The sequence below is a fragment of the Actinophytocola xinjiangensis genome (assembly GCF_001921215.1).
GTDB lineage: Bacteria > Actinomycetota > Actinomycetes > Mycobacteriales > Pseudonocardiaceae > Actinophytocola > Actinophytocola xinjiangensis.
On sequence record NZ_MSIF01000004.1, the window covers coordinates 179,868 to 202,635 of the forward strand.

The 22,768-nt window shown below is 73.0% G+C and carries 18 protein-coding genes; 5 read left to right on the forward strand and 13 right to left on the reverse strand.

Translation table 11 applies throughout. From position 1 onward, the window contains the following. Positions 1–41 precede the first annotated feature (41 nt). The 3 genes from BLA60_RS11305 (at position 42) to BLA60_RS11315 (ending at position 3,892) form a co-directional block, all read left to right on the forward strand. Positions 42–2,135 (forward strand): MMPL family transporter, encoded by a 2,094-nt coding sequence (locus BLA60_RS11305; RefSeq protein WP_342744725.1) that lies wholly within the window; start codon positions 42–44, stop codon positions 2,133–2,135. 107 nt (positions 2,136–2,242) lie between these two features. After that, complete coding sequence (locus BLA60_RS11310) at positions 2,243–3,466, forward strand: condensation domain-containing protein (RefSeq protein WP_154814273.1); 1,224 nt, start codon at positions 2,243–2,245, stop codon at positions 3,464–3,466. A 60-nt stretch (positions 3,467–3,526) separates the two neighbouring features. Then, entirely contained in the window at positions 3,527–3,892 is a 366-nt protein-coding gene (locus BLA60_RS11315) for an STAS domain-containing protein (RefSeq protein ID WP_084734832.1), read from the forward strand. Positions 3,893–3,895: 3 nt separating this feature from the next. On the opposite strand, the gene BLA60_RS11320 is transcribed toward BLA60_RS11315, so the two are convergent. The 3 genes from BLA60_RS11320 to BLA60_RS11330 form a co-directional block, all read right to left on the reverse strand. Further along, positions 3,896–7,069 carry a SpoIIE family protein phosphatase gene (locus BLA60_RS11320; protein ID WP_075132775.1) on the reverse strand — a complete coding sequence of 1,058 codons (3,174 nt, stop codon included), beginning with the start codon at positions 7,067–7,069 and terminating at the stop codon, positions 3,896–3,898. 62 nt (positions 7,070–7,131) lie between these two features. Beyond that, entirely contained in the window at positions 7,132–8,340 is a 1,209-nt protein-coding gene (locus BLA60_RS11325; protein ID WP_075132776.1) for a cysteine desulfurase-like protein, read from the reverse strand. 75 nt (positions 8,341–8,415) lie between these two features. Next, entirely contained in the window at positions 8,416–9,528 is a 1,113-nt protein-coding gene (locus tag BLA60_RS11330) for an ROK family transcriptional regulator (RefSeq protein ID WP_245811936.1), read from the reverse strand. A gap of 141 nt (positions 9,529–9,669) precedes the next feature. Here BLA60_RS11330 and ggh point away from each other — a divergent pair, with 141 nt between their 5' ends. Next, positions 9,670–11,001, forward strand: coding sequence for a glucosylglycerate hydrolase (gene ggh, locus BLA60_RS11335; RefSeq protein ID WP_245811937.1), 1,332 nt, complete (start codon positions 9,670–9,672; stop codon positions 10,999–11,001). A gap of 32 nt (positions 11,002–11,033) precedes the next feature. Here the strand turns inward: ggh and BLA60_RS11340 are convergent, their stop codons facing one another. From BLA60_RS11340 to BLA60_RS11375, 9 genes are all read right to left on the reverse strand, one after another. After that, the gene (locus BLA60_RS11340) at positions 11,034–11,555 is read right to left on the reverse strand and encodes a hypothetical protein (protein WP_075132779.1); all 522 of its coding nucleotides are present in this window, start codon (positions 11,553–11,555) and stop codon (positions 11,034–11,036) included. Then, positions 11,552–12,313, reverse strand: a complete 762-nt coding sequence (locus tag BLA60_RS11345; RefSeq protein WP_075132780.1) for a bestrophin-like domain — start codon at positions 12,311–12,313, stop codon at positions 11,552–11,554. The genes BLA60_RS11340 and BLA60_RS11345 overlap by 4 nt, the downstream gene beginning before the upstream one ends. 52 nt (positions 12,314–12,365) lie before the next feature. Next, the gene (ispG, locus tag BLA60_RS11350) at positions 12,366–13,487 is read right to left on the reverse strand and encodes a flavodoxin-dependent (E)-4-hydroxy-3-methylbut-2-enyl-diphosphate synthase (protein ID WP_075132781.1); all 1,122 of its coding nucleotides are present in this window, start codon (positions 13,485–13,487) and stop codon (positions 12,366–12,368) included. After that, positions 13,484–15,244, reverse strand: a complete 1,761-nt coding sequence (locus tag BLA60_RS11355; RefSeq protein ID WP_075132782.1) for a 1-deoxy-D-xylulose-5-phosphate synthase — start codon at positions 15,242–15,244, stop codon at positions 13,484–13,486. The genes ispG and BLA60_RS11355 overlap by 4 nt, the downstream gene beginning before the upstream one ends. After that, the gene (gene ispH / locus BLA60_RS11360; protein ID WP_154814274.1) at positions 15,241–16,173 is read right to left on the reverse strand and encodes a 4-hydroxy-3-methylbut-2-enyl diphosphate reductase; all 933 of its coding nucleotides are present in this window, start codon (positions 16,171–16,173) and stop codon (positions 15,241–15,243) included. Before ispH ends, BLA60_RS11355 begins: the two co-directional genes overlap by 4 nt. A 32-nt stretch (positions 16,174–16,205) precedes the next feature. Further along, positions 16,206–17,243 (reverse strand): family 2 encapsulin nanocompartment cargo protein polyprenyl transferase, encoded by a 1,038-nt coding sequence (locus tag BLA60_RS43125; RefSeq protein WP_154814275.1) that lies wholly within the window; start codon positions 17,241–17,243, stop codon positions 16,206–16,208. Position 17,244: 1 nt separating this feature from the next. Beyond that, entirely contained in the window at positions 17,245–18,642 is a 1,398-nt protein-coding gene (locus tag BLA60_RS44775; RefSeq protein WP_245811938.1) for a family 2B encapsulin nanocompartment shell protein, read from the reverse strand. A gap of 6 nt (positions 18,643–18,648) precedes the next feature. Further along, complete coding sequence (locus tag BLA60_RS44780; RefSeq protein WP_075132783.1) at positions 18,649–20,067, reverse strand: family 2B encapsulin nanocompartment shell protein; 1,419 nt, start codon at positions 20,065–20,067, stop codon at positions 18,649–18,651. 447 nt (positions 20,068–20,514) lie between these two features. Continuing rightward, entirely contained in the window at positions 20,515–20,826 is a 312-nt protein-coding gene (locus BLA60_RS11375; RefSeq protein WP_154814277.1) for a hypothetical protein, read from the reverse strand. A gap of 89 nt (positions 20,827–20,915) precedes the next feature. Between BLA60_RS11375 and BLA60_RS11380 the strand changes: the two genes are divergently transcribed. Next, the gene (locus BLA60_RS11380; RefSeq protein WP_075132785.1) at positions 20,916–21,749 is read left to right on the forward strand and encodes a helix-turn-helix domain-containing protein; all 834 of its coding nucleotides are present in this window, start codon (positions 20,916–20,918) and stop codon (positions 21,747–21,749) included. Positions 21,750–21,754: 5 nt separating this feature from the next. Here BLA60_RS11380 and BLA60_RS11385 read toward each other — a convergent pair whose 3' ends face one another. Then, the gene (locus tag BLA60_RS11385) at positions 21,755–22,744 is read right to left on the reverse strand and encodes an aldo/keto reductase (RefSeq protein ID WP_154814278.1); all 990 of its coding nucleotides are present in this window, start codon (positions 22,742–22,744) and stop codon (positions 21,755–21,757) included. Between the last annotated feature and the right edge of the window lie 24 nt (positions 22,745–22,768).

The following is a 22,768-nucleotide window of genomic DNA, read 5'->3' on the forward strand; positions in this document are numbered from 1 at the left end:
GCCCGATGATCCGGACCGGGCCGGCGGGCCAGCCTGTCGGCGTGGAGAACAGGCAGAACGACAACGGAATGCTGACCAGGGTGGCGGGCTGGTCGCGGCGCCACCACTGGCTCGCGCTGGTGCTGTGGCTGGTGACCCTCGCCGGGATCACGGCCGTCTCGCAGGTCGTGGGCAGCGACTACCGCGACGACCACTCGCTGCCGGGCACCGAGTCCGCGCGGGTGGCCGAGGCGCTCGCCGGGCAGGCGCCGTCGCGGGCGGGGGACACCGTCCAGATCGTGTTCGACGGCGACACCGGTGACGGGCGGGTCGCCGCGATGCTGACCGAGGTGGCCGCGTTGCCGCACGTCAGCGAGGTCGAACGGGAACCGGTGCGGTCGCCGGAGGGCTCGGTCGGGTTCGTCACGGTGACCCTGGACGGGGCGGCGACCGACGTGCCGGTCGAGGACGTGCGGCGGATCATCGACACCGCCAAGGCCGCGCAGGGCGACGGCCTGCGGGTGGAGCTGGGCGGGGAGGCGGTCCGGGGCGCCGAGGAGAGCGCCGGCGGGGCGGCCGAGGGCGCCGGGATGCTGGCCGCGCTGGTGATCCTGGTGTTCATGTTCGGCTCGCTGCTGGCGGCGGCGTTGCCGCTGGTGACCGCGTTGCTGGCGGTCGGCAGCACGCTGGGCGTGATCTCGCTGGCGAGCTGGCTGGTGGACCTGCCCAGCTACGCGCCGCCGCTGATGATGCTGGTCGGTCTGGGTGTCGGCATCGACTACGCCCTGTTGATCTTCACCAGGTACCGGGGTGAGCTGCGCGGCGGCGCCGACCGGGACACCGCCGCCCGCACCGCGCTGGACACCGCCGGCCGGTCGGTGCTGTTCGCCGGCGCCACGGTGATGATCGCGTTGCTGGGTCTGCTGGCGCTGGGCCTTGGCTCGCTGCGCGGGGTGGCGCTGGCGGTCTCGCTGACCGTGCTGGTCACCATGGTCGCCTCGATCACCCTGCTGCCGGCGCTGCTCACGCTGTTCGGCCGGCGGCTGGAGCGTTCGGTACTGCGGCGGCGGCGCGGCAGCGGCGAGGGCTGGCGGCGCTGGGGCGGGGTCGTGCAGCGCCGGCCGTGGCCGGTGCTGGTCGGATCGCTGGCCCTGCTGGCCGGCCTGTCGCTGCCGGCGCTCGGCATGCACCTGGGGTTCGCCGACGCCGGCACCGAGGCGCCCGACCACACCAGCCGCCAGGCCTACGACCTGCTGGCCGAGGGCTTCGGCGACGGCGTGAACGGCCCGCTGGTCGCGGTCGCCGAAGGTGATCCGGCCGGGCTGGACGCACTGGCCGGCGAGCTCGCGGTGACCGACGGCGTGGCCAGGGTCGGCGAGCCGCTGCGCCCGGCCGATGGCCTGGGCCTGGTGCTGGTGTACCCGGACAGCTCGCCGCAGGACGAGGCGACCAGCGAGCTGGTGACCCGGCTGCGGACCGAGGTGGTGCCGCCGCTGGCCGAGCGGACCGGGGCGACCTACCTGATCGGCGGCGCGACCGCCGCGGCCACCGACTTCGCCGGTGCCGTCGGCGACCGGATGCCGCTGTTCCTGCTGGTCGTCGTGGGCCTGTCGACCGTGCTGCTGGTGGTGGTGTTCCGCTCGGTGCTGGTGCCGCTCAAGGCGGCGGTGCTCAACCTGCTGAGCATCGGCGCGTCGCTGGGCGTGGTCACGCTGGTGTTCGGCGAGGGCTGGTTCGGCGCGCAGCCGGGGCCGGTGGAGGCGTTCGTCCCGGTGATGATCTTCGCCATCGTGTTCGGGCTGTCGATGGACTACGAGGTGTTCCTGGTGACCAGGATGCACGAGGAGTGGCGGCGCACCCGCGACGCCGCGCACGCCGTGCGCGAGGGACTGGCCGGCACCGGCGGTGTGATCACCGCCGCCGCGGCGATCATGGTGGTGGTCTTCGGCGCGTTCCTGCTCAGCCCGGACCGGATGCTGCGCCAGTTCGGCCTGGGTCTCGCGGTGGCCGTGCTGGTCGACGCGCTGGTGATCCGGTGCCTGGTGGTGCCGGCGGTGATGCGGCTGTTCGGCGCGCGGGCGTGGTGGCTGCCGCACTGGCTGGAGCGGCGCCTGCCGGCGGTGTCGGTGGAACGCGAGCCGGTGGTGGTGCGCTGAGCGACCAGTACCCGGACGGTCTCTTGTTCGCGCTGACCTGACATGCCAGACTCGCGCGCCGTCCGGGTACTTCTTCTCCGCCGAGCCCCGTGAAGGCCAGGGTCACCATGAAGATCGTGTTCACCGGGGAGCGGAGCCTCGTCGCGCCGTTGACCTGGGGCCAGCGACACGTCATGCGCCAGCACAGCGCGCTCAACGTCACCCGGGTCCTGGACACCCCGCCGGTGCTGTTGCCGCTGGCCGTGGACGCGATCACCGCGCTGGTCGGGCGGCACGAGGCGCTGCGTACCCGGCTGATCGGCCCCGACCGCCCGGAGGACCTGCCGGCCGACCTGGCCGACGGGGTCGCCGAACTGGTCCGCCAGCAGGTCGCCAGCACCGGCGCGCTCACCCTGGACGTGCTGCACTGCGCCCCCGAGGAGACCGCCACGGTGCTCGCCGGCGCCAGGACCCGCCTGGCGACCAGGGCGTTCAACCACGTCGAGGAGTGGCCGCTGCGGGTGGCGGTGGTGGTGGCCGCCGACATCGTGGTGCACATGGTGCTGGTGTGCAGTCCGCTGGCCGTCGACGACAACGGCATGGACCTGGTCGTCAAGGACCTGGGGCTGCTGCTGCGCGGCGCGCTGCCGGTGCGTAGCGCCACCCGCCCGGCCGACGAGGCCCAGCGCCAGCGCGAGACCGGCGCGCCGCTCACCGAGCGCGCCATCCGGCACTGGCGTACCCAGCTGCGCCGGGTGACGCTGGTCGACGCCCCGCCCGGCGAACCGGCGGCGGTGACGCTGCGTTCCACTGCCCTGGGCAACGCCGCGCACGTGGTGGCCCAGCGGCACGGCGTGCGGCCCTCGACGGTGTACCTGGCGGCGTTCGCGAAGGTCGTCGGCACGCTCACCGACGAGAACCTGGTCCCGCTGCGCACGGTGGTCAGCAACCGGTTCCACCCCGACTGCCGGGACGTGGTGGCCTCGGTCGCCCAGGACGGGCTGGTCGTGCTGGACCTGGCGGTGCCCTCCTTCGGCGACCTGGTGACCCAGACCTGGCGCGCGGTGGTCCGCGCGCACCGCTTCGCCCGCTACGACCCTGACAAACTGGCCAAAGCGGTTCCGGGCCGGCCGTTCGCCTGTGTCGACGTGCGGCCGCTGGGCCAGCGGGAGCCACCGCCGGCCACGCCGCACCCGGTCGGCGGCGCTCACCTGACGGTGGGCCGGGCCGAGGTCACCCTGCACTCCGACACCACGCTGGTCCCGGTCGAGGACTGTCTGCGTGCCCTGGAGAACCTGCTGTTCTCGGCCGCCTACCAGGTGAAACCGGAAAGAGTGGCGCCCCCGGCGTAGCGTCGGTGGCCTGGACGTGGCGCCGGTAGGCTGGTGCCGGCGACGTGAGGTGGAGGCGTAGTGGGTTCTTCGGATCTGCTCACCGTGGACGTGGGTGCCCGGGGCAGTGCGGTCGTGGTGTCGGTGAGTGGCGAGCTGGATCTGGCCACCGTCCCGGTGCTGCGGGAGCGGTTGGACGGCGTGCCCGAGGTGTCCTCGGCGCCCTCACCGCTCGTGGTCGACCTGTCCGGGCTGACGTTCATCGGGTCGGCCGGTCTGGCCCTGCTGGTCGACCTGAACAACCAGTGCGTGGAGCGCGGGGTGCTGCTGGCCCTGGTCGCCAACGGCACGGTCGTGCCGCGCGCCATCCAGGTGACCGCGTTGGACCAGGTGTTCTCGGTGCACCCCAGCCTGGACGAGGCGCTGGGCACCCCGGCCGCGGAGTAGCGGCTACAGCTCGATCACCAGCCGCACCGTCGTGCCCTGCTCGTCGGTGTCGATGACGACCTGGTCGCACACGCCCTCCATCAGCCGGATGCCCCGGCCCCGGTCGCCGACCGGCCCCGGCGTGCGCCAGTGGCCGAGGTCGGCCACCACGATCTCCAGCTGGCCGTCGTGGATGGTGGCCGTGGTGTGCACCTTGCGGTCCCGGTTGAGCTGGTAGCCGTGCTCCAGGGAGTTGGTCCACGCCTCGCCGGAGGCCAGCATCGCCCGTTCGATCACGTCCTGGTCGGCGGTCCACGCGGTGAGCCACTCCTGCAACGCCACCCGCGCCGGCCGCAGCTCCGCCGGGTCTGCGGCGAAGGACCGGACGAACCGGGCCGCGCCCGGCGCGGACTGCCGGTAGAGCAGCACGGCCACGTCGTCGGCGCCGGTGCGCGGGCCGAGCACGCCCAGCACCCGGTCGGCCAGCGCCTCCTCGGGCACGCGCCAGCCGGCGACCAGGATGTCGGCGGCCGCGTCGATGCCGTCGTCGATGGGTCGCTCGGGGCGTTCCACCAGGCCGTCGGTGTAGAGCAGCAGGGTCGAGCCGGGCGCCAGGGTCACCGTGTGCTCGGGGCGGGTGACGTTGGCGCGCACCGCCAGCGGCACGGACGTCGCCTGGTCGAGCAGGGTCCGGTTGCCGTCGGGGTCGACCACGACCGGCGGCGGGTGGCCGGCCGAGCTGTAGGTGAGCACGCCGGTGTCCGGGGACAGCCACGCGCACAGCACGGTGGTGCACGCCCCGCCCTCCAGCGTGCCGGCGAACCCGTCCAGCGCGCTGAGCGTGGCGGCGGGACTGTTGTGCTGGAGCAGCAGCGCCCGGCAGGCGCTGCGCAGCTGGCCCATCACGGTGGCCGCCTCCAGCCCGCTGCCGACGCAGTCGCCGACGACCAGGCCGGTGCCGCCGTAGGGCAGGTCGACGATGTCGTACCAGTCGCCGCCGACCTCCAGCGGGCTGCGCGCCGGCTCGTAGCGGGCGGCGAACCCGCCGCCGGGCGTGGTGACCGGGCCCAGGATCGAGCGTTGCAGGGTCACCGCGACGGTGCGCTGCTGTTCGAAGGAGCGCGCCCGGCTCAGCGCCAGGCCGAGCTGCCCGCACAGCGCGCGGAGCAGGTTGCGGTCCGAGCTGGTCAGCGGTGGCTCGGCCGGCAGGTCCAGCCACACCACGGTGTGCTCGCCGAGCACGTCGACGGTGGCGCCGGCGCCCGCGCCGGCCCCGGTGGCGTAGTCGGCGGGCCGGCTGGTGACCGACAGCCCCGGCTGGTGGCGCAGGTCCTCCATCACCTGGCGCACGTCGGCGGGCAGCGTGTCCCACGGCCGGCCGGCGATGGTCGCCGGCTCCTGGGTGGGGTCCCAGGCCACGACGGTCAGGGCGCTGGCCGACCACGGCTCGCCGAGGTGGTCGGCGGCGACGGCCAGCACCTCCTGGACCTCGGTGGCCTCGGCGAGCTGCTCGGCGAAGCGTGCCTGGACGACCTCGCGGGCGCTCTGCTGGGCGCGCAGCCTGGCCAGCTCGATGGTCGAGCGGACCCTGGCCAGCAGCTCGACCGAGGAGAACGGTTTGACCAGGTAGTCGTCGGCGCCGGCGTGCAGCGCGGCGGCGGCGGCCTCGGCGCCGGTCTGGGCGGAGAGCAGGATGACCGGCACGTCGCGGGTGGCCGGGTTGCCGCGCAGCGCGTTGAGCAGCGCCAGCCCGTTCATGGTCGGCAGACTCAGGTCGGTGAGGACCAGCGCCGGGCGCAGGGAGCGGGCCAGCGCGAGCGCGGTCCGTCCGTCGGCCGCCGACTGGATAGTCCACTGTGGACTCAACAGGCGGACGAGGTAGCCACGCAGCTCGGCGTTGTCCTCGACCACCAGCACCGGCGGCCCGCCGACACCGCCCGGCGGATCGGGATCCTCGGCCAGCCAGCCGAACGCCTCGGCCAGGTGCACCTCACGCACCCAGCCCGGCTGACCACTCGGCGCGCTCATCGCCCCGGTGCCGTAGGGCACCAGCACCTCGAAGGTCGTACCGGTGCCCGGCGCGCTGTGCGCGGTCACCGTCCCGCCGTGCAACGCCACCAGGTCGTTGACCAGCGCCAGGCCGATCCCCGCGCCCTCGCCGGTGCGCCCGGCGACACCCGGCGGCCGGTGGAACCGCTTGAACAGCAACGGAATCTCCTCGGGCGGAATGCCAAGGCCGGTGTCCTGCACGGTGAGCCGCACGTCGTCCCGCCCGCCGTGCAGCCGCAGCGTGATCTGGCCGGAGAGGGTGAACTTGAGCGCGTTGGAGAGCAGGTTCAGCACGATCCGCTCCCACATCTCCCGGTCGACGAACACCATCCGGGCCAACCCCGGGCTGTCCACCTCCAGATCCAGCCCGCCGCGTTCGATGGCCGGCGCGAACGAGGCGGCGACCTCCCGGGTCAGCTGGCCCAGCTCGGTGGCGACCCGCTCGGCGTGCAGACTGCCGCTGGAGACCCGGGTGACGTCGATGATGTTGTTGAGCATCCGGCGCAGCCGCGCGGCGTTGCGCCGGACCAGCCGGATGCGCTCGCGCTGGGCCGGCGGCAGCGGGTCGTCGGTGTCGGCCAGCGCCTCCTCGGCCGGCGCGGACACCAACGTCAACGGGGTCCGCAGCTCGTCGCTGGCACTGACGAACAGGTCGCTGCGGGCCGCGTCCTGCTCCTCCAACTCGCCCACCCGGCGGCGGTCGGCGGTGCGCGCGGCGGCGTTGGCCAGCGCGGCGGTCGTCGTGCGCGCCACCAGATCGACGAACTCGCGCGCGTCCCGGTTCGGTTCGAGCGCGGTGACCAGCACGCCCAGCACGCCCTGACCGTCGCGCAACGGAACGGCCAGCGCCCGCTCGCCCCGGCCGGCCGCGGAGAACAGGCCGGCGGGCAGCGTGGCCGGCTCACCGGCGGAGAGCACCTCGGCCAGGGCCGGCGGCGCCGGACCGTGCTCGCCGTCGGGGGCCGCGGCCGAGAGCGACAGCAGCGGGCCGTCGCACTCGTAGAGCCTGGCGAAGGGCAGGCCGGCGTCGGTGAGCGCGGTCACCGCGGCCGGACCGACCTCGTCGACCTCGGTGGCCCCGGCGATCCTGGCGGCCAGCTCACCCAGGGCACGCACACGCCGACGGTCGAGCCGGGTCTGTCCGGTCACGCTCGACCACCCCCGCGTCCTGGCGCCTGTCGTGACCGAGGGATTCCCCGCCGGAGCCGGTTCTAACGCCTGGTCGCGATGCCGGTGACCCCCTTGACCAGTCGCTCGACGTCCGACTCGTCGGTGTAGGGGGCGATCCCGGCGCGCACCGCGCCCTCGGGGCCAAGACCGAGCCAGCGCGCACACTCCAGGGCGTAGAAACTGCCGGCCGGCGCGTTCACGTTCTGCTCGGCCAGCTCCCGGTGCACCTGGGCGGGGGCGACGCCGTCCACGGTGAACAACGTCGTCGGGGTCCGGACGCGGTCCGGGTCGCCCAGTCGCCGCACGCCGGGGATCTCGGCCAGGCCGGCGTCGAGCTGGGCGAGCAGCCCGGCCTCGTGCTCGGCCAGCGCCGCCAGCGACACGGTCAGCCGTTCGCGGCGGGTGCCGGCGCCGGGCACCAGCCCGGCCAGGAAGTCGATGGCCGCGGTGGTGCCGGCCAGCGACTCGTAGGGCAGGGTGCCGAGTTCGAAGCGCTCCGGCACGTCGTCGGTGGCCGGCAGGAGCTTGTCCGGGTGCAGGTGGGCCAGCAGCTCGGGGTCGGCGTGCAGCAGCCCCAGGTGCGGGCCGAGGAACTTGTAGGGCGAGCAGACGTAGAAGTCCGCTCCCAGTTCGGTGACCGACACCAGGTCGTGTGCTGTCAGGTGCACACCGTCCACATAGGTCAGCGCGCCGACCGACCGCGCGGCGGCGGCGATCCGGGCGACGTCCGGGCGGGAACCGAGCAGGTTGGAGGCGGCGGTGACCGCCACCAGCCTGGTGCGCGGGGTGATCGCCGCCGCGACGTCCTCGACCGAGAGCACCCCGCTGTCGCGGTCGAAGCCCGCCCAGTGCACCGACGCGCCGGCGGCGGTGGCGGCGTGCACCCACGGGCGGATGTTGGCGTCGTGGTCCAGGCGGGTCACCAGGACCTCGTCGCCGGGGCCCCAGTTCTTGGCCAGCGCCCGCGCCAGGTCGTAGGTCAGCTGGGTCATGCTGCGGCCGAGCACCACGCCGCCCGGCACACCGCCGACCAGGTCGGCGGTGGCCTGCCGGGCGGCCAGCACGATCTCGTCGGCCCGCTGCTCGGCGCGGGTCACGCTTCCCCGGTTCGCGACGGCCGATCGCAGCACGCCGGCGACGGCGTCGGCGACCGCGACCGGTGACTGGGACCCGCCGGGTCCGTCGAAGTGGGCGGCGCCCTCGGCCAGAGCGGGGAACTGGGCCCGGACCTCGGACACGTCGTAGGACATGCGTACCTCCTGCGGTGATCGTCACCGACTACATTAGGTCGCCGAACCGCAAGGAGACTGTGGTCCAAAGGGTGGTCAGCCGGCGGCCAGCCGGTCGACCGCCGCCGGCGCCAGCACCGCCTCCGCCGCCAGCCCGGCCAGCCCGACGAGCTGGGCGCGCTCGCCCAGGACCGCCGGCCCGATGTCCAGCCCGCGCGCGGCGACCTCGTGCGCCTGCTCGCGCAGTGTCGAGGTCAGCCCGGCCAGGAACGGTGGCAGCGAACCGATCTCGCCGCCGACCCGGACCAGGTCGGGGTTGAGGATCGTCACCACGGTCGCCAGCACCGTGCCGACCAGCCGGCCGGCCTCGTGGGCCAGGTCGGAGGCGAACTGCTCGCCGGTGCTCACCCGGCGGATCACGTCCGGGATGGTGCGCACGCCGTCGAAACGCAGCCGGCGGACCAGAGCGGTGCCGCTGGCCAGGGCGGCCACACAGCCGTGCCGCCCGCAGGTGCAGCGCTCCTCGCGGTCCTCGATGCGGATGTGGCCGATCTCCCCGGCGCAGCCGGTGGCGCCCCGGTGCGGGCGCCCGCCGATGACCACGCCGGCGCCGATCCCGGAGCCGACGGATACGCCGAGGACCGTCGCCCGGGGCGCGTCGGCGGCCAGGTACTCGCCGTAGGCCAGGGCGTTGGCGTCGTTCTCCAGCTGCACGTCGACCGACAGGCCCTCGGCCAGCGGGGTGCGCAGCGGCTGGTCGCGCCAGGCGGTCATCGTCGGCGGCATGACCGAGATCCCGGTGCGCTGGTCGATCTGGCCGGGCACGGCGAGGCCGGCGGCGGCCAGGTCGCCCTGGCGGCCCAGGGTCCGCAGCTGGTCGCGGGCGGTGTCGAGCAGCCAGGGCAGCACGTCGTCCGGCGTGTGGCCGGGGGGCAGCCGTTCGGTGCGTTCGGCCAGGACGGTGCCGCGCAGGTCGGCCACGCCGACGCTGACCAGGGTGGCGCCGACGGCGCCGACGACCGCGACCCGGCTGGTCCGGTCGACGGCCAGCAGCTGGGCGGGGCGCCCGCCGCTGGAGGCGCGCAGGCCGACGGTGGTGACCAGCCGGTGGCGGGCCAGCACGTCCAGCCGTTCGACCAGGGTCGCCCGGGACAGGCCAAGGTGCTGCTGGAGCTGCTGGCGGGTGACCGGGCCGAGGTCGCGTAACACGGCGACAACATTGCCCGGCGAGGCCGCCGAGCCCGTCCCGGTCCGCCGGTTGACGTCATCCACTGGGGCCGCCTAAATTGGTAACCATCACTTATGTTCAATTATTAGACATAAGTCTGGATGGCGCAACGTGGAGGCCCCGTGCGACCCGCCCGCCGCAGGTTCGACTCGGTCCAGCTCGCCGCCCGCGCCGCGTGGACCCTGGGCGGCAACGACAACGGCACCATGATCACCGCCGCGCCCCGGCTCTACCCCCACATGTGGAGCTGGGACACCGCGTTCATCTCGATCGGCCTGGCCCACCTCAACGTCGACCGCGCCGTCCGCGAACTGGAGACCCTGTTCGCCGCCCAGTGGCGCGACGGGATGCTGCCGCACATCGTGTTCTCCGAGGACGGCGGCTACTTCCCCGGACCGCAGCGCTGGGGCGCCGCCGAACTGAACGCCGACGCCCCCGACTCGCCGCGCACCTCCGGGATCTGCCAGCCACCGGTACACGCGATCGCCCTGCGGCGCATCGTCGACATCGGCGGCGGGTCCCCGGCCGTCGACCGGCTGCTCACCGACGGCTGGCCCAAGCTCTACCGCTGGCACGAGTGGCTCGTGCGCCACCGCGACCCGCACGGCACCGGCCTGCTGGCCATCACCCACGGCTGGGAGTCCGGTATGGACAACTCGCCGCGCTGGGATCTCCCTTACGCCGCCGTCATTCCCGGCCCCGACCTACCGCCCTACGAACGTCTGGACCGCCGGGTCGCGGCGGCGGCCGAACGCCCCAGCGACGCCGAGTACGACCGGTACCTGTGGCTGGTCGAGCAGATGCGCAAGGTCCGCTACGACGCCGACCAGGTCGTACGCACCTCCAGCTTCCTGGTCGGCGACGTGTTCGTCACCGCACTGTTCGCCCTGGCCAGCGAGGTCCTCGCGACACTGGGAGAACAGAGCGGCCAGCCGTCGTGGCGGATCCGGCAGCTGCGCGGCTGGGCGCGGCGCTCCCGGGTGGCCGTCGCCTCGGCCTACGACCCGGCCACCGGCCTGGCCCGCGACTACGACCTGCGCGCCGGAACCTGGCTGTCCACCGCCACCCTCGCCGGCTTCGCCCCACTGCTGTGCGGCGGCCTGCCGGCGGCCGACGAGAACCGCATGCTGGCCACGATCCTCGGACCGGACTGGGCCGGCCACCCCGACCTGTTCGCCGCCATCCCACCGTCGGTCTCGCCCAACGACCCGGCCTTCCGCGCCCGCGAGTACTGGCGCGGCCCGGTGTGGCCGGTGATCGCCTGGCTGTTCGGCTGGGCGTTCGAACACCACGGCTGGACCGCCGAGGCGGCCCGGTTACGCACCGAGTGCCTACGGCTGGTCGAGGACGGCACGTTCGGCGAGTACTACCACCCGCTCACCGGGGAACCGCTGGGCAGCCAGCAGCAGTCCTGGACCGCGACCGTCGCGCTCGACTGGCTGCACCCTGCCTGAGCGGCCCGCGCCCGGTCACAGTGCTCGCTTTCTCAGTGTCGCCGCATGTTGCGGGCGGCCGCGGCTCCGGCCGCCACCACCAGGATCAGCACGGTCAGTGCCCAGCGGCGCTTGCGTTCGGTCTCCGCCCGCACCCCGCCGATGCCGACCGCCGGCGGAGTCTCGTCGCCGTCGCGGTACAGGGGGGCGGGCGTGGGGGCGGGCGTCGTCGGCGTGGGCGCCGGGGTGGGCGCCGGCACCGGCTGCTCGGCCGGCGGGGTGTTGACCGGCGGTACCGGCGCGGGCGCGGGTTCTGGCTCCGGTTCCGGCTCGGGCAGGGGCGGCGGGGTGGTCGCCGGCGGCGGGACCGGCGGCGGCACCGGGGGCGGAACCGTCGGCGGTGTCGGCACCGGAACCGTCGGCTCGGGCCACGGCCACGGACGGGTCGGCGGCGGACGCCGGGCGTCGTCCGGTTCGCCGGCCGCCGCGCTGGTCCGCTCGGCCACCCCCGCCAGGGTGACCGTGACCACGGCCAGGGCCGCGGCCGCCGCCACGATGCGCGCCCCGGTGGTCACCGCAGTCGGTCCAGGGCCGCGACGAACGCGGTCGGGTCGACCTCGGCGCTGCCGCCGTAGGGGTTCTGCAACTGGTAGGTCGCGAACAGCAGCAACGTCATCGTCGCGGCCAGCGTGGCGACGATGACGATGTGCGTGGCCGGACGCGGCCCGCCGAACAGCAGCGGCAGCCCCAGCGACATGACCGCCCCGGCGACCAGCGCGAACCACACCACCGGGTTCACGCCGCCGCCGGCCGCGGTGTTCAGCCGGTCCTGGCGCGCCTGGTAGGCCGCCCACAGCTGGTCGGACGCCTCGTTCTTCTGGTCGATGCTCCACTCGTCGGACGCCGGCGCGCCGGACACCAGGCTGCGCAGGTCCGACAGCTCCTGCCAACCCTGGTCGCTCACCTCCGCGCCCTCCCGCATCCGGGGCCACTCCTCGTCGATGACGGTGAGCGCGTACCGGCGCGCCTGGTCGGTGATCTCGGCCTGGGTCTGGTCGGGGAACGCCTCGGCCGCCCACACCGCCGCCACGATGCTGTCCGCCTCGGTGTAGGACCCGTCCTCGGCCGCCGCCGCGTCGTCGAACAGCGAGATCAGCACGAACGCGACCAACACCGCCTGCAAACCGCCGACCAGCGTGAAGACCTGGCCGGCGGCGTCGTTGTTCTCCACCGTGCCCTCGGCCGACCCGAGCCGCCGAATGAGGTAGGCCCCGAACCCGGCCACCGCCGCCGCCCCGGCCACCCACAACAAACCTGACAGATAGATACTCACGACGCCCCTTCGCGGTCGCCCTGTGTCTGATGGTTCGCTCCGCAGGCTCCGCTCACGACGCCTCCCCGGTCTCACTCCAGTCGCGATTGAGCGCCTCCTCGACCAGCGCCTCCACGATCTGGCTCTCCGGGACCGTCCGGACCACCTTGCCCCGCACGAAGATCTGCCCCTTGCCGTTGCCCGAGGAGACCCCCAGGTCCGCCTCGCGCGCCTCACCGGGGCCGTTGACCACACACCCCATCACCGCCACCCGCAGCGGCGTCTCGAAACCCTCGAACGCGGCGGTCACCTGCTCGGCGAGCCGGTACACGTCGACCTGTGCGCGCCCGCACGACGGACAGGACACGATCTCCAGCCGTTTCGGGCGCAGGCCGAGCGATTCCAGGATCGCCGTGCCGACCTTGACCTCCTCGACCGGCGGCGCCGAGAGCGACACCCTGATCGTGTCGCCGATCCCCTCGGCCAGCAGCACCCCGAACGCCACCGCCGACTTGATCGTGCCCTGGAACCTGGGCCCCGCCTCGGTCACCCCCAGGTGCAGCGGATACTCGCAGCGCTGGGCCAGCTGCCGGTAGGCCGCGATCATCACCATCGGGTCGTGGTGCTTGACCGACAGCTTCAGGTCGTCGAACCCGTGCTCGGCGAACAGCGAGCACTCCCACAACGCGGACTCGACCAGCGCCTCCGGGGTCGCCTTCCCGTGGCGCTCCAGCACGCGCGGGTCGAGCGAGCCGGCGTTCACGCCGATCCGGATGGACACCCCGGCGGCCTTGGCCGCGTGCGCGATCTCGCCCACCCGGTCGTCGAACTTCTTGATGTTGCCCGGGTTCACCCGCACCGCCGCGCAGCCGGCGTCGATCGCGGCGAACACGTAACGCGGCTGGAAGTGGATGTCGGCGATCACCGGGATGGTCGAGCGGGCCACGATCGCGGGCAGCGCGTCGGCGTCGTCGGCCGAGGGCACCGCCACCCGCACGATCTGGCAGCCGGCGGCGGTCAGCTCGGCGATCTGCTGGAGCGTGGCGTCCACGTCGGCGGTCACCGTCGTGGTCATCGACTGCACCGAGACCGGGGCGTCCCCACCGACCGGGACCGAACCGACCATCAGCTGCCGGCTCACCCGTCGCGGGGGGCTTGGTCGTGCCGCCGGAATGCCGAGATCGACCAGGGTCATCGAGTTACCTCCGGGTGGTTCGGTCTGGACAGTCGCTTGAGGACGGTCGTGGTGATGCCGGCGGCGTCGAGTCCGTGCGCGCGCAGGATCTCCGACCGGGACGCGTGCGGCAGGAACGCGCCCGGCAGCGCGAACGTCGCGACGCGGGTCGGCTCGCCGGCCGCGGCCAGCGCCTGGGCCAGCCGGCCGCCGAGCGCGCCGGTCACCGTCGTGTCCTCCACCGCCAGCACCAAGTGGTGCGCGGCGGACAGCTTGAGCAGGCACGGATCCAGGGGTGCTGTCCATTGTGGATCGACGACGGTGACCGGCACGTCATGGGTGGCGAGCTCCTCGGCGGCGTCCAGGCACACGCCGGCCAGCGGTCCGACCGCCACCAGCAGTACCCGCGCGTCCGGGTGCTCGCGCAACACGTCGCAGCCGCCGAAGCGGCGCACCGCGGGGATGTCGGGGCCGACGCTGGCCTTCGGGTAACGCACGACGGTCGGCGCGTCGCGCACCGCCACCGCCGCCCGCAGCAACTCCACCAGCCGCGCCGGGTCGCGGGGCGCGGCGATCCGCAGCCCCGGCACCACCGGCAGGATCGAGGCGTCCCACATGCCGTGGTGGCTGGCGCCGTCCGGGCCGGTGACCCCGGCGCGGTCCAGCACGAAGGTGACCCCCAGCCGGTGCAGCGCCACGTCCATCAGCACCTGGTCGAACGCCCGCGACAGGAACGTCGCGTACACCGCGACCACCGGGTGCAGCCCGCCCATCGCCAGGCCGGCCGCCGAGGTGACCGCGTGCTGCTCGGCGATCCCGACGTCGAACACCCGCTCCGGGAACCGCCTGGCGAACCGGCCAAGACCGGTCGGCTGGGTCATCGCGGCGGTCAGGCACACCAGGTCCGGCCGCTCGGCACCCAACTGCTCGATGGTGCTGGCGAACACCGAGGTCCAGGACTCGCCGGCCGGCGCGGTGGTGCGCGGGCCGATGGTGTGCTGGCGGTCGGCCTCGTCGGTCTCGGCCGGCGGATGACCCCGGCCCTTCTCGGTGACACAGTGCACGACCACCGGCCGATGCAGGTCACGGGCCCGGATCAGCGCCGACTCCAGCGCCGCCACGTCGTGCCCGTCGACCGGCCCAAGGTAGTCCAGGCCGAGATCGGTGAACAGGTTGCCGGCGGTCGGGCCGGTGCGCAGCGCCCGCAGGTGCCCGGCCAGCGCGCCGACCGTCGGGTCGTAGGAGCGGGCGTTGTCGTTGAGCACGACCACCACCGGCCGGTCCGGCGCCGCGCCGAGGTTGTTCAGTGCCTCCCAGCACATCCCGCCGGTCAGCGCGCCGTCGCCGACGACCGCCACCACCCGCCGGTCGGCCGTGCCGCGCAGGGCGAACGCCTTGGCCAGCCCGTCGGCGTAGGACAGGGCGGTGGAGGCGTGCGAGTTCTCCACGAGGTCGTGCGGCGACTCGGTGCGCGACGGGTACCCGGACACGCCGCCCGACTGGCGCAGCGCGGCGAACCCGTCGCGGCGCCCGGTGAGCAGCTTGTGCACGTAGGCCTGGTGGCCCGTGTCGAACAGCAGCGCGTCGTGCGGCGAGCGGAACACCCGGTGCAGCGCGATCGTCAGCTCCACCGCGCCCAGGTTCGGCCCGAGGTGCCCGCCGGTCGTCTCGACCCGGTCGACCAGGAACGTCCGCACCTGCGCCGCGAGGTCCGACAGTTGCCCGGCCGACAGCCCGGCGAGGTCGGCCGGCGTGTGGATGTCGGCCAGCGCGGTCACGGTCGTACCGCCAGCGGCAGGGTGAAGTGCACGGTCTCGGTCGCCGTGGTCCGCTCGACCACCTCGACCGGGCCGAGCGCGGCGATCACCTCGTCCACCAACCGGGGCGGGGCCGACGCGCCGGCCGTCAGGCCGACCACCGACACCCCGTCCAGCCACTCGGCACGGATCGCCGATGCGTCGTCGACCAGGTACGCGGGCGTGCCGCCACGACGGGCCAGCTCCACCAGGCGCACCGAGTTCGACGAGTTGGCCGAGCCGACGACGAGCACGAGATCAGCTTCTCGTGCCACAGCGCTCAGCGCCTCCTGACGATTGGTCGTCGCGTAGCAGATGTCGTCCGACGCCGGACCGCGCAGCGCCGGGAAACGCTGACGCAGCACGGAAACGATCTCGACCGTCTCGTCGACGGCCAGCGTGGTCTGGGTCAGGTAGGAAACCCGTTCGGGGTCGGGCACCTCGACGGAGTGCGCGGCGGCGACGTCCTCGACCAGCACCGTGCGCTCCGGCGCCTCGCCCAGCGTCCCCTCGACCTCCTCGTGGCCGCCGTGGCCGATCAGCAGCACGGTGTCGCCACGCGCGGCGAACCGGCGGGCCTCGGTGTGCACCTTGGTCACCAGCGGACAGGTCGCGTCGATCACGTCCAGGCCCCGGTGCTCGCCGTCGGCGCGCACCGCGGGGGAGACCCCGTGCGCGGAGAACACCACGGTCGCCCCCGCCGGAACCTCGTCCAGCTCCTCGACGAACACCGCCCCGCGCTCCTCCAGCTCGGCGACGACGTGGGTGTTGTGCACGATCTGCTTGCGCACGTACACGGGAGCGCCGTGCCGGCGCAGCGCGTGCTCGACGATCTCGATCGCCCGCTCGACGCCCGCGCAGAACGAGCGCGGGGCGGCGAGCAGCACCGTGTGGGGAACCGGGGATGACATGACGGTCTCCTGCTCGTACGCGAAGGGGTCGATCAGTGGTCGCGGCGGGTCACCAGGCGGGCCAGCGCGGCCAGCTCGGTGGCGGCGATGCCGTGGTCGCCGTGGTCGAGCTGGTCGAGGGCGTGGGCCAGCAACCGGTCGGCCTCGGCCTGGCTCCAGTCCCGGCCGCCGGCGTCGGCCACCAGTGACGCCGCGCGCGCCACCTCCTCGTCCGACAGCGGACCGGACCGGCCGTAGAGCGCGGCCAGCTCCCGCCCGGGTGCCGAGTCCGAGGCCATGGCGAACACCACCGGCAGGGACTTCTTGCGGTTGCGCAGGTCCGAGAACACCGGCTTGCCGGTCACCGCCGAGTCGCCCCAGATGCCCAGCAGGTCGTCGACGTGCTGGAAGGCCAGCCCGAGGTGTTCGCCGAAGGTGCGCAGCCGGCCGACCGCGGTGTCGCTCGCCCCGCCGAACAGTGCCCCGAGCGCGCACGAGCACCCGATCAGCGCGGCGGTCTTGTGCGCGGCCATCGTCTGGCACTCGGCCGGCTCGACGGTGTCGCGCTGCTCGAAGTCCATGTCCGCGCTCTGCCCGTCGACCAGGTCCTGCACCGCCGCCGAGAGCATTCGCATGCCGCGCCCCGACTCGGCGTGCCCGCTGGCGGCGAGCACGTCCAGCGCCAGGGTGAGCATCGCGTCGCCGGCCAGGATCGCCGCGCCGACCCCGAACAGCCGCCAGGCGGTCGGCCGGTGCCGGCGGGTCGCGTCGCCGTCCATCACGTCGTCGTGCAGCAGCGAGAAGTTGTGCACCAGCTCCACCGCCACCGCCGCCGGCACCGCCTCACGCGGCGAGCCGCCGGTGACCGCCGCGCTCAGCAGGACCAGTGTCGGCCGAATGGCCTTGCCGGCCGGGGCGGTCACCTCCTCGCCGTGCTCGTCGGACCAGCCGAGGTGGTAGCCGGAAATCCGGCGCATCGACTCCGGCAGCGTGTCCACCGCCGCCCGCAGCGCCGGGTCGATCATCGCCCGGCTCCAGGCGAGCGTCTCCTGGGCGTAGGACGCACCGGGGTGCAGCTCCGGCGCGGCCATGTCAGCGACCGACCTCGACGTGCTCGAGCACACCGAGCGCGTCGGGAACCAGTACCGCGCACGAGAAGTACGCGCTGACCAGGTAGGAGATGATCGCCTTGTCATCGATGCCCATGAACCGCACGTTCATGCCCGGCGACACCTCGTCGTCGATGCCGGTCTCGTGCAGGCCGATGACGCCCTGCTCCTGCTCTCCCAGGCGCATCACGATGATCGAGCTGAGGTGGTCGTCGGTCACCGGGATCTTGTCGCACGGCAGGATCGGCACGCCGCGCCAGGACTGCACCGTGGAGCCGGAGACGTCGATGTTGGCCGGGTAGAGCTTGCGCGCGGTGCACTCGCGGCGGAACGCGGCGATCGTGCGCGGGTGGGCCAGGAACAGGTCCGACCGACGCCGCCGGGACAGCAGCTCGTCGAGGTCGTCGGGGGTCGGCGGGCCGGTGCGGGTGAACACCCGCTGCCTGAGGTCGGCGTTGTGCAGCAGGCCGAACTCCCGGTTGTTGACCATCTCGTGTTCCTGGCGTTCGCGCAGGGCCTCGACGGTCAGCCGGATCTGCTGCTCGGTCTGGTTCATCGGGTCGTTGTAGAGATCGGCGACCCGCGAGTGGACCTTGAGCAGCGTCTGCACGACCGACAGCTCGTACTCGCGTGGCGTGAGCTCGTAGTCGACGAACGTGCCCGGCAGGTCGACCTCGCCCGCGTGCCCGGAGGACAGGTCGATCGACGCCTCGCCGTGCTTGTTGCTCGGCCGGTCCGGCCTGGCCAGCTCGGCGGCGATGTGCTCGCGCAGGCTGTCGGACTGGCCGTTCATCTGCTGGAAGGCCTGGGCGGCCAGCACCAGCACGGTGACCGGGGTGACCGCCTTGACGGTGAAGTCCCACTCGTCGGCCGACCCGGCGAGCACCTCGTTGCCGAAGTAGGCGCCCTCGGCGAGCACGTCGAGCACGACCGGGTCGCCGTAGGAGCCGGTGCCCAGTTTCTGGACCTTTCCGTGCGCCAGCAGGAACAGCCGGTCACGCGCCTGGCCCCGCTCGACGATCACCTCACCCGGCTCGAAGCGCTGCTGGGTGAACCGTTGGGCCAGCGCGTCGAGGGCCGCGTCGTCGGTGAACTCGCGCAGCAGCGGCAGCTCGCGCAGTTCCGCCGGGACGACCCGGATGTCGTCGCCGACGTTGACGAAGGTGAGCCGGCCGTCGCCGACGGTGAGCGTGAGGCGGCGGTTGACCCGGTAGGTGGCGCCCTTGGCCTCGACCCACGGCAGCATGCGCAGCAGCCAGCGCGGGGTGATGCCGCGCATCTGCGGGACGGTCTTGGTGGTGGTGGTGAGGTTGCGTGCGGCCTCGGTGCCGAGGCTGCGGCGGATCGTGGCCTCGATCCGTACGTCGGTCTCGATGGTCACGGCTGGTCAGTCCTCCCGGCCCAGCTCGACGTTCTCCAGGACGCCGAGCGCGTCGGGCACCAGAATCGCGGCCGAGTAGTACGCGCTGACCAGGTAGGACACGATGGCCTTCGGGCTGATTCCCATGAACCGCACGGAAAGCCCCGGCTGGTACTCGTCGGGCAGGCCGGTCTGGTGCAGGCCGACGACACCCTGCTGCTGCTCGCCGACGCGCATCAGCATGACCGAGCTGGTGCGGGTGGGGGACACGGCGATCTTGTTGCACGGGAAGAGGGGCACGCCCCGCCAGGCCGGCACGCGGTGGCCGCCGACGTCGACGGACTCGGGGTAGACGCCGCGCTTGCTGCACTCGCGGCCGAACGCGGCGATGGTGCGCGGGTGGGCCAGGAAGTGTGACGGTTGCTTCCAGACGACGGAGAGCAGGTCGTCCATGTCGTCGGGGGTGGGCGGGCCGGAGCGGGTCTGGATGCGGTGGCCGAGGTCGGCGTTGGCCAGCAGGCCGAACTCCGGGTTGTTGACCATCTCGTGTTCCTGGCGCTCGCGCAGCGCCTCGATGGTCAGTCGCAGCTGCTGTTCGACCTGGTCCATCGGCTCGTTGTAGAGGTCGGCGACGCGGCTGTGCACGCGCAGGACCGTCTGGGCGACCGACAGCTCGTACTCGCGCGGGGCGAGTTCGTAGTCGACGAAGGTGGCCGGCAGGTCGGGCTCGCCGCTGTGGCCGGAGGCGAGCTCGATGTCGGCCTCGCCGTGCGGGTTGCGGGGGGCGAGCTGGCCGGTCCGGAAGCGCTCCAGCTGGGTGCGCAGCGTCTCGGACTGGTCGAGGAGCTCGTCGAACGCGTTCTGGGGGAGCATCAGGACGGTGCACGGCGTGATGGCCTTGACCGTGTACTCCCACATGCTCTGCGGGTCGGCGAGGGTTTCCGCGCCGAAATGGTCGCCGTCGGCCAGCGTGCCCAGACTGGTGTCGTTACCGTAATGCCCGGCACCAATTTTGTTCACTTTTCCATGGGCGATCAGGAATGCCTGATTGGATTCATGTCCGAACTCGACGATGACGTCCCCGGCGGCGTATTCGCGTTGTTCGAAACGGTCGGCCAGAGTGGTCAGGACATCGAGGTCGTCGTAGCCGCGCAGGATGGGCAGCTCGCCCAGTTCGGCGGGAATTACCGCGACGTCGCTGCCGGTGTTGACGAAGGTCACGCGGCCGTCGCCGACGGCATAGGTGAGGCGGCGGTTGACCCGGTAGGTGCCGCCGGAGACTTCGATCCAGGGGAGCATGCGGAGCAACCAGCGGGACGTGATGCCCTGCATCTGCGGAACGGACTTCTTCGTCGTCGCGAGATTCCGCGCGGCGGTCGTCGCCAGGCTCTGCTGGCTGTTCCCGTTCTGGTCGACGTCGGGCGCCACTGGTTCGGTCACCGTCACAACGCACACCACCAATCGTTGCTTTGTTTTGCCTAAGGGTGGGAAATAAATGGGGAAGGTTTTCGAGCAGGGCAAAACTAACACCATTGATCATGGCCCGAAAAGTCGCCCAACAGGGTGAGTACCCGCCGGAGTGGGGCATCGGGAGAAACCAGGGAAATAATCACTGGGTGCAGTGAGAGGGGGGCGGCAATGGCTCGCGTAGCGCAAGTCCACTGCTCCACTCGGGGAGACTTCCTCGGCACTCGAGTGGTTTTCGCCGGGACGGGCGAGGTCGCTGACCGTGCGCTGTTCGCCGTCGCCTGGGCCGTTCGGGTAAGCGATCTACGGTGCGTCCGGCTCGGGAAACGCTGACGGTGTACCGGTTCGCGTCCGGAGGGGGACGGGCCGGCGTGCCGGGGACCGTGGGTCACCCGGCACGCCGACGTGCGGGAATCGGTGGGGGAATCAGGGGAGAGGACTGGCGAACACGCGCTCGCCCTTGGGGTCGCCGCGTTCGGGTTGGGCGAGCGCGCGTTGGGCCAGGTCGACGAACCGCTGGAGGGCGTGCCGCTCGAACACCAACTCCACGCCGACCTGCCAGGTGCCGACGGTGAACTCGAAGTCGCGGTGGGGGTTGATCCGGCATTCCATGGTGGCGTCGGCCGGGACGCCGACCCACGACGAGAGCTGGACCGAGTGGTCGACCGCGGGCGGTTCGATCACGGTGTAGTCCTCCCCGGTCGAGGGTCGTGAGGGGCTGGCCGGTAGTGCACTCATTTGTAGGACTCTACATTCGAGCCCTCTCAGGTCGGAAGTCCTTCGAATGAGTGATGACAGATCGAGCACACTACGGAAAGGTCGACGGCATGACTCGGACCGCGTTGAAACATCAGGTCGCCTCGGGACTGCGCACGCTGCGCGAGCGGGCGGGGATCAGCCGGGAGGACGCGGCGTCGGTGATCCGGGCCAGCGTGCCCACCATCGGTCACATCGAGACCGCCCGGTCGCTGCCCAGCGGGTTGCAGTTGGAGAAGCTGCTGGCCCACTACGGCTGCCCCGAGCGCATCCCCGCCTTCCTCGACCTGCGCGAACGCGCCCGCGCCGGCCATGACTGGTGGTCCGTGCACCCCGCCGACGCCATCCCGGCCTACCGCACCCTGTTCCTCGGCGGCGAGACCGTCGCCGAGCGCATCGAGGTCTGGGACCCCCAGCACGTCCCCGAGCTCGCCAGCACCCCCGACTACGCCGCCGCCCTGCTGCGCGCCACCGACACCCCGCCCGAGGACCTCGACCAGCGGCTCGCGCTGCTCGCCGACCGGCAGCGGGCCGTGCTCGACGACAACGCCCCCGCCGTGACACTGGTCATCGGTGAGGTGGCGCTGCGTTGGCCGGTCGGCGAGCCCGCCGTGGTCCGCGCCCAGGTCGACCATCTGGTCGCGTTGACGCGGCGGCCCACCGTCGAGGTCCGGATCCTGCCCGTCGAGGCGCCCCGCCACCCCGGGCCGTTCACCCTGCTGACCTTCCCCGGCCTCGGCCTCGGCGACGAACCCACCGCCGTCTACGAGGAGACCATGGTCAGCGGCTACCACTACGACTCGCCCGTGGACGTCGCCCGTTACCGGGCCGCGTTCGCCGGGTTGGTCGCCGAGTCGATCGGGCCCGATGGTCTGCCGGTCATGCTGCGCCGCCTCGGGTTCTGAGGGGCTCAGCCGCCGGCGGTGTCCAGGGTCTTGAGGTGGACGTCGGTGAGGTCGAGGTCCAGCGCGGCGAAGGACTCCCGCGCCTGGTCGTGGGTCCTCGGCCCGATCAGCGTCACCGACTCCGGTGAGGTCTGGCGCAGCAGCCACGCCAGCACGACCTGGTTGGGCGTCACGCCCAGATCCCGCGCCACCCGCTCGGCCGCCGCCAGCCGGGCCTCGTTCGCCGGGCCCCGGTAGGCGGCCATCTGCGCGGGGGTCCGCTTGGCCGGGTAGCTGTAGGACCCCTTGAGCAGCGGGGAGTACGACACCAGTGTCAGCTCCGGGTTGTGCCGCAGGTGGTCCAGCTGTTCCTCGCCGACGACCACCCCGCGCGTGCCGGTCGGCCCGGTGGGCCGCAGGTAGCTGTGCTGCTGCTGCACGGCGACCGGCGCGGGCCAGCCGTGGCGCTCGCACAGCGCCCGGATCCGCTCCAGCCGCCAGGTCCGCACGTTCGACCAGCCGAGGTGGCGGACCTTGCCGGCCGCGACCAGCCCGGCCAGCGCGTCGAGGGTTTCCTCCAGCGGTGTGGTCAGGTCGTCGACGTGCACGTAGTACAGGTCGACGTGGTCGGTGCCCAGCCGGTGTAGGCTCTCCTCCAGCTCGCGGCGCAGGGTGGCGACGCGCGCGCCGGAGTACTCCGCCCGGTCGGCCTCGGGGCGCCAGCGTTCGGGGTCGGCGACCCACGCGCCGCCCTTGGTCGCCAGGAAAACGCTGTCCCGGCGACGTCCGGTGGCCAGCCAGCGGCCGAGCAGCCGCTCGCTCTCGCCACCGATGTCCCCGGGCGCGTTCCACCAGGCATAGCAGTTCGCGGTGTCCACAAAGGACCCGCCGAGGTCGAGGTACTCGTCGAGGATCCGGTGGGAGGTCTCCTCGTCGGTGGCCGTTCCCATCAGCATGGCGCCGAGGGCGAGCTGGCTGACCCGCTCGCCGGTGCGCCCCAGTTCGATTGTCCGCACGGCGCCGACGGTAGGCAGCGCCCA

Bases quoted from the DNA above. Each gene is read 5' to 3' on its own strand.
- BLA60_RS11325 (WP_075132776.1), bottom strand. From the start codon at position 8,340: ATGTCCTACGACGTGTCCGAGGTCCGGGCCCAGTTCCCCGCTCTGGCC.
- ispH (WP_154814274.1), bottom strand. From the start codon at position 16,173: ATGTCATCCCCGGTTCCCCACACGGTGCTGCTCGCCGCCCCGCGCTCG.
- BLA60_RS43125 (WP_154814275.1), bottom strand. From the start codon at position 17,243: ATGGCCGCGCCGGAGCTGCACCCCGGTGCGTCCTACGCCCAGGAGACG.
- BLA60_RS11380 (WP_075132785.1), top strand. From the start codon at position 20,916: ATGACTCGGACCGCGTTGAAACATCAGGTCGCCTCGGGACTGCGCACG.
- BLA60_RS11310 (WP_154814273.1), top strand. From the start codon at position 2,243: ATGAAGATCGTGTTCACCGGGGAGCGGAGCCTCGTCGCGCCGTTGACC.
- BLA60_RS11375 (WP_154814277.1), bottom strand. From the start codon at position 20,826: ATGAGTGCACTACCGGCCAGCCCCTCACGACCCTCGACCGGGGAGGAC.
- ispG (WP_075132781.1), bottom strand. From the start codon at position 13,487: ATGACCCTGGTCGATCTCGGCATTCCGGCGGCACGACCAAGCCCCCCG.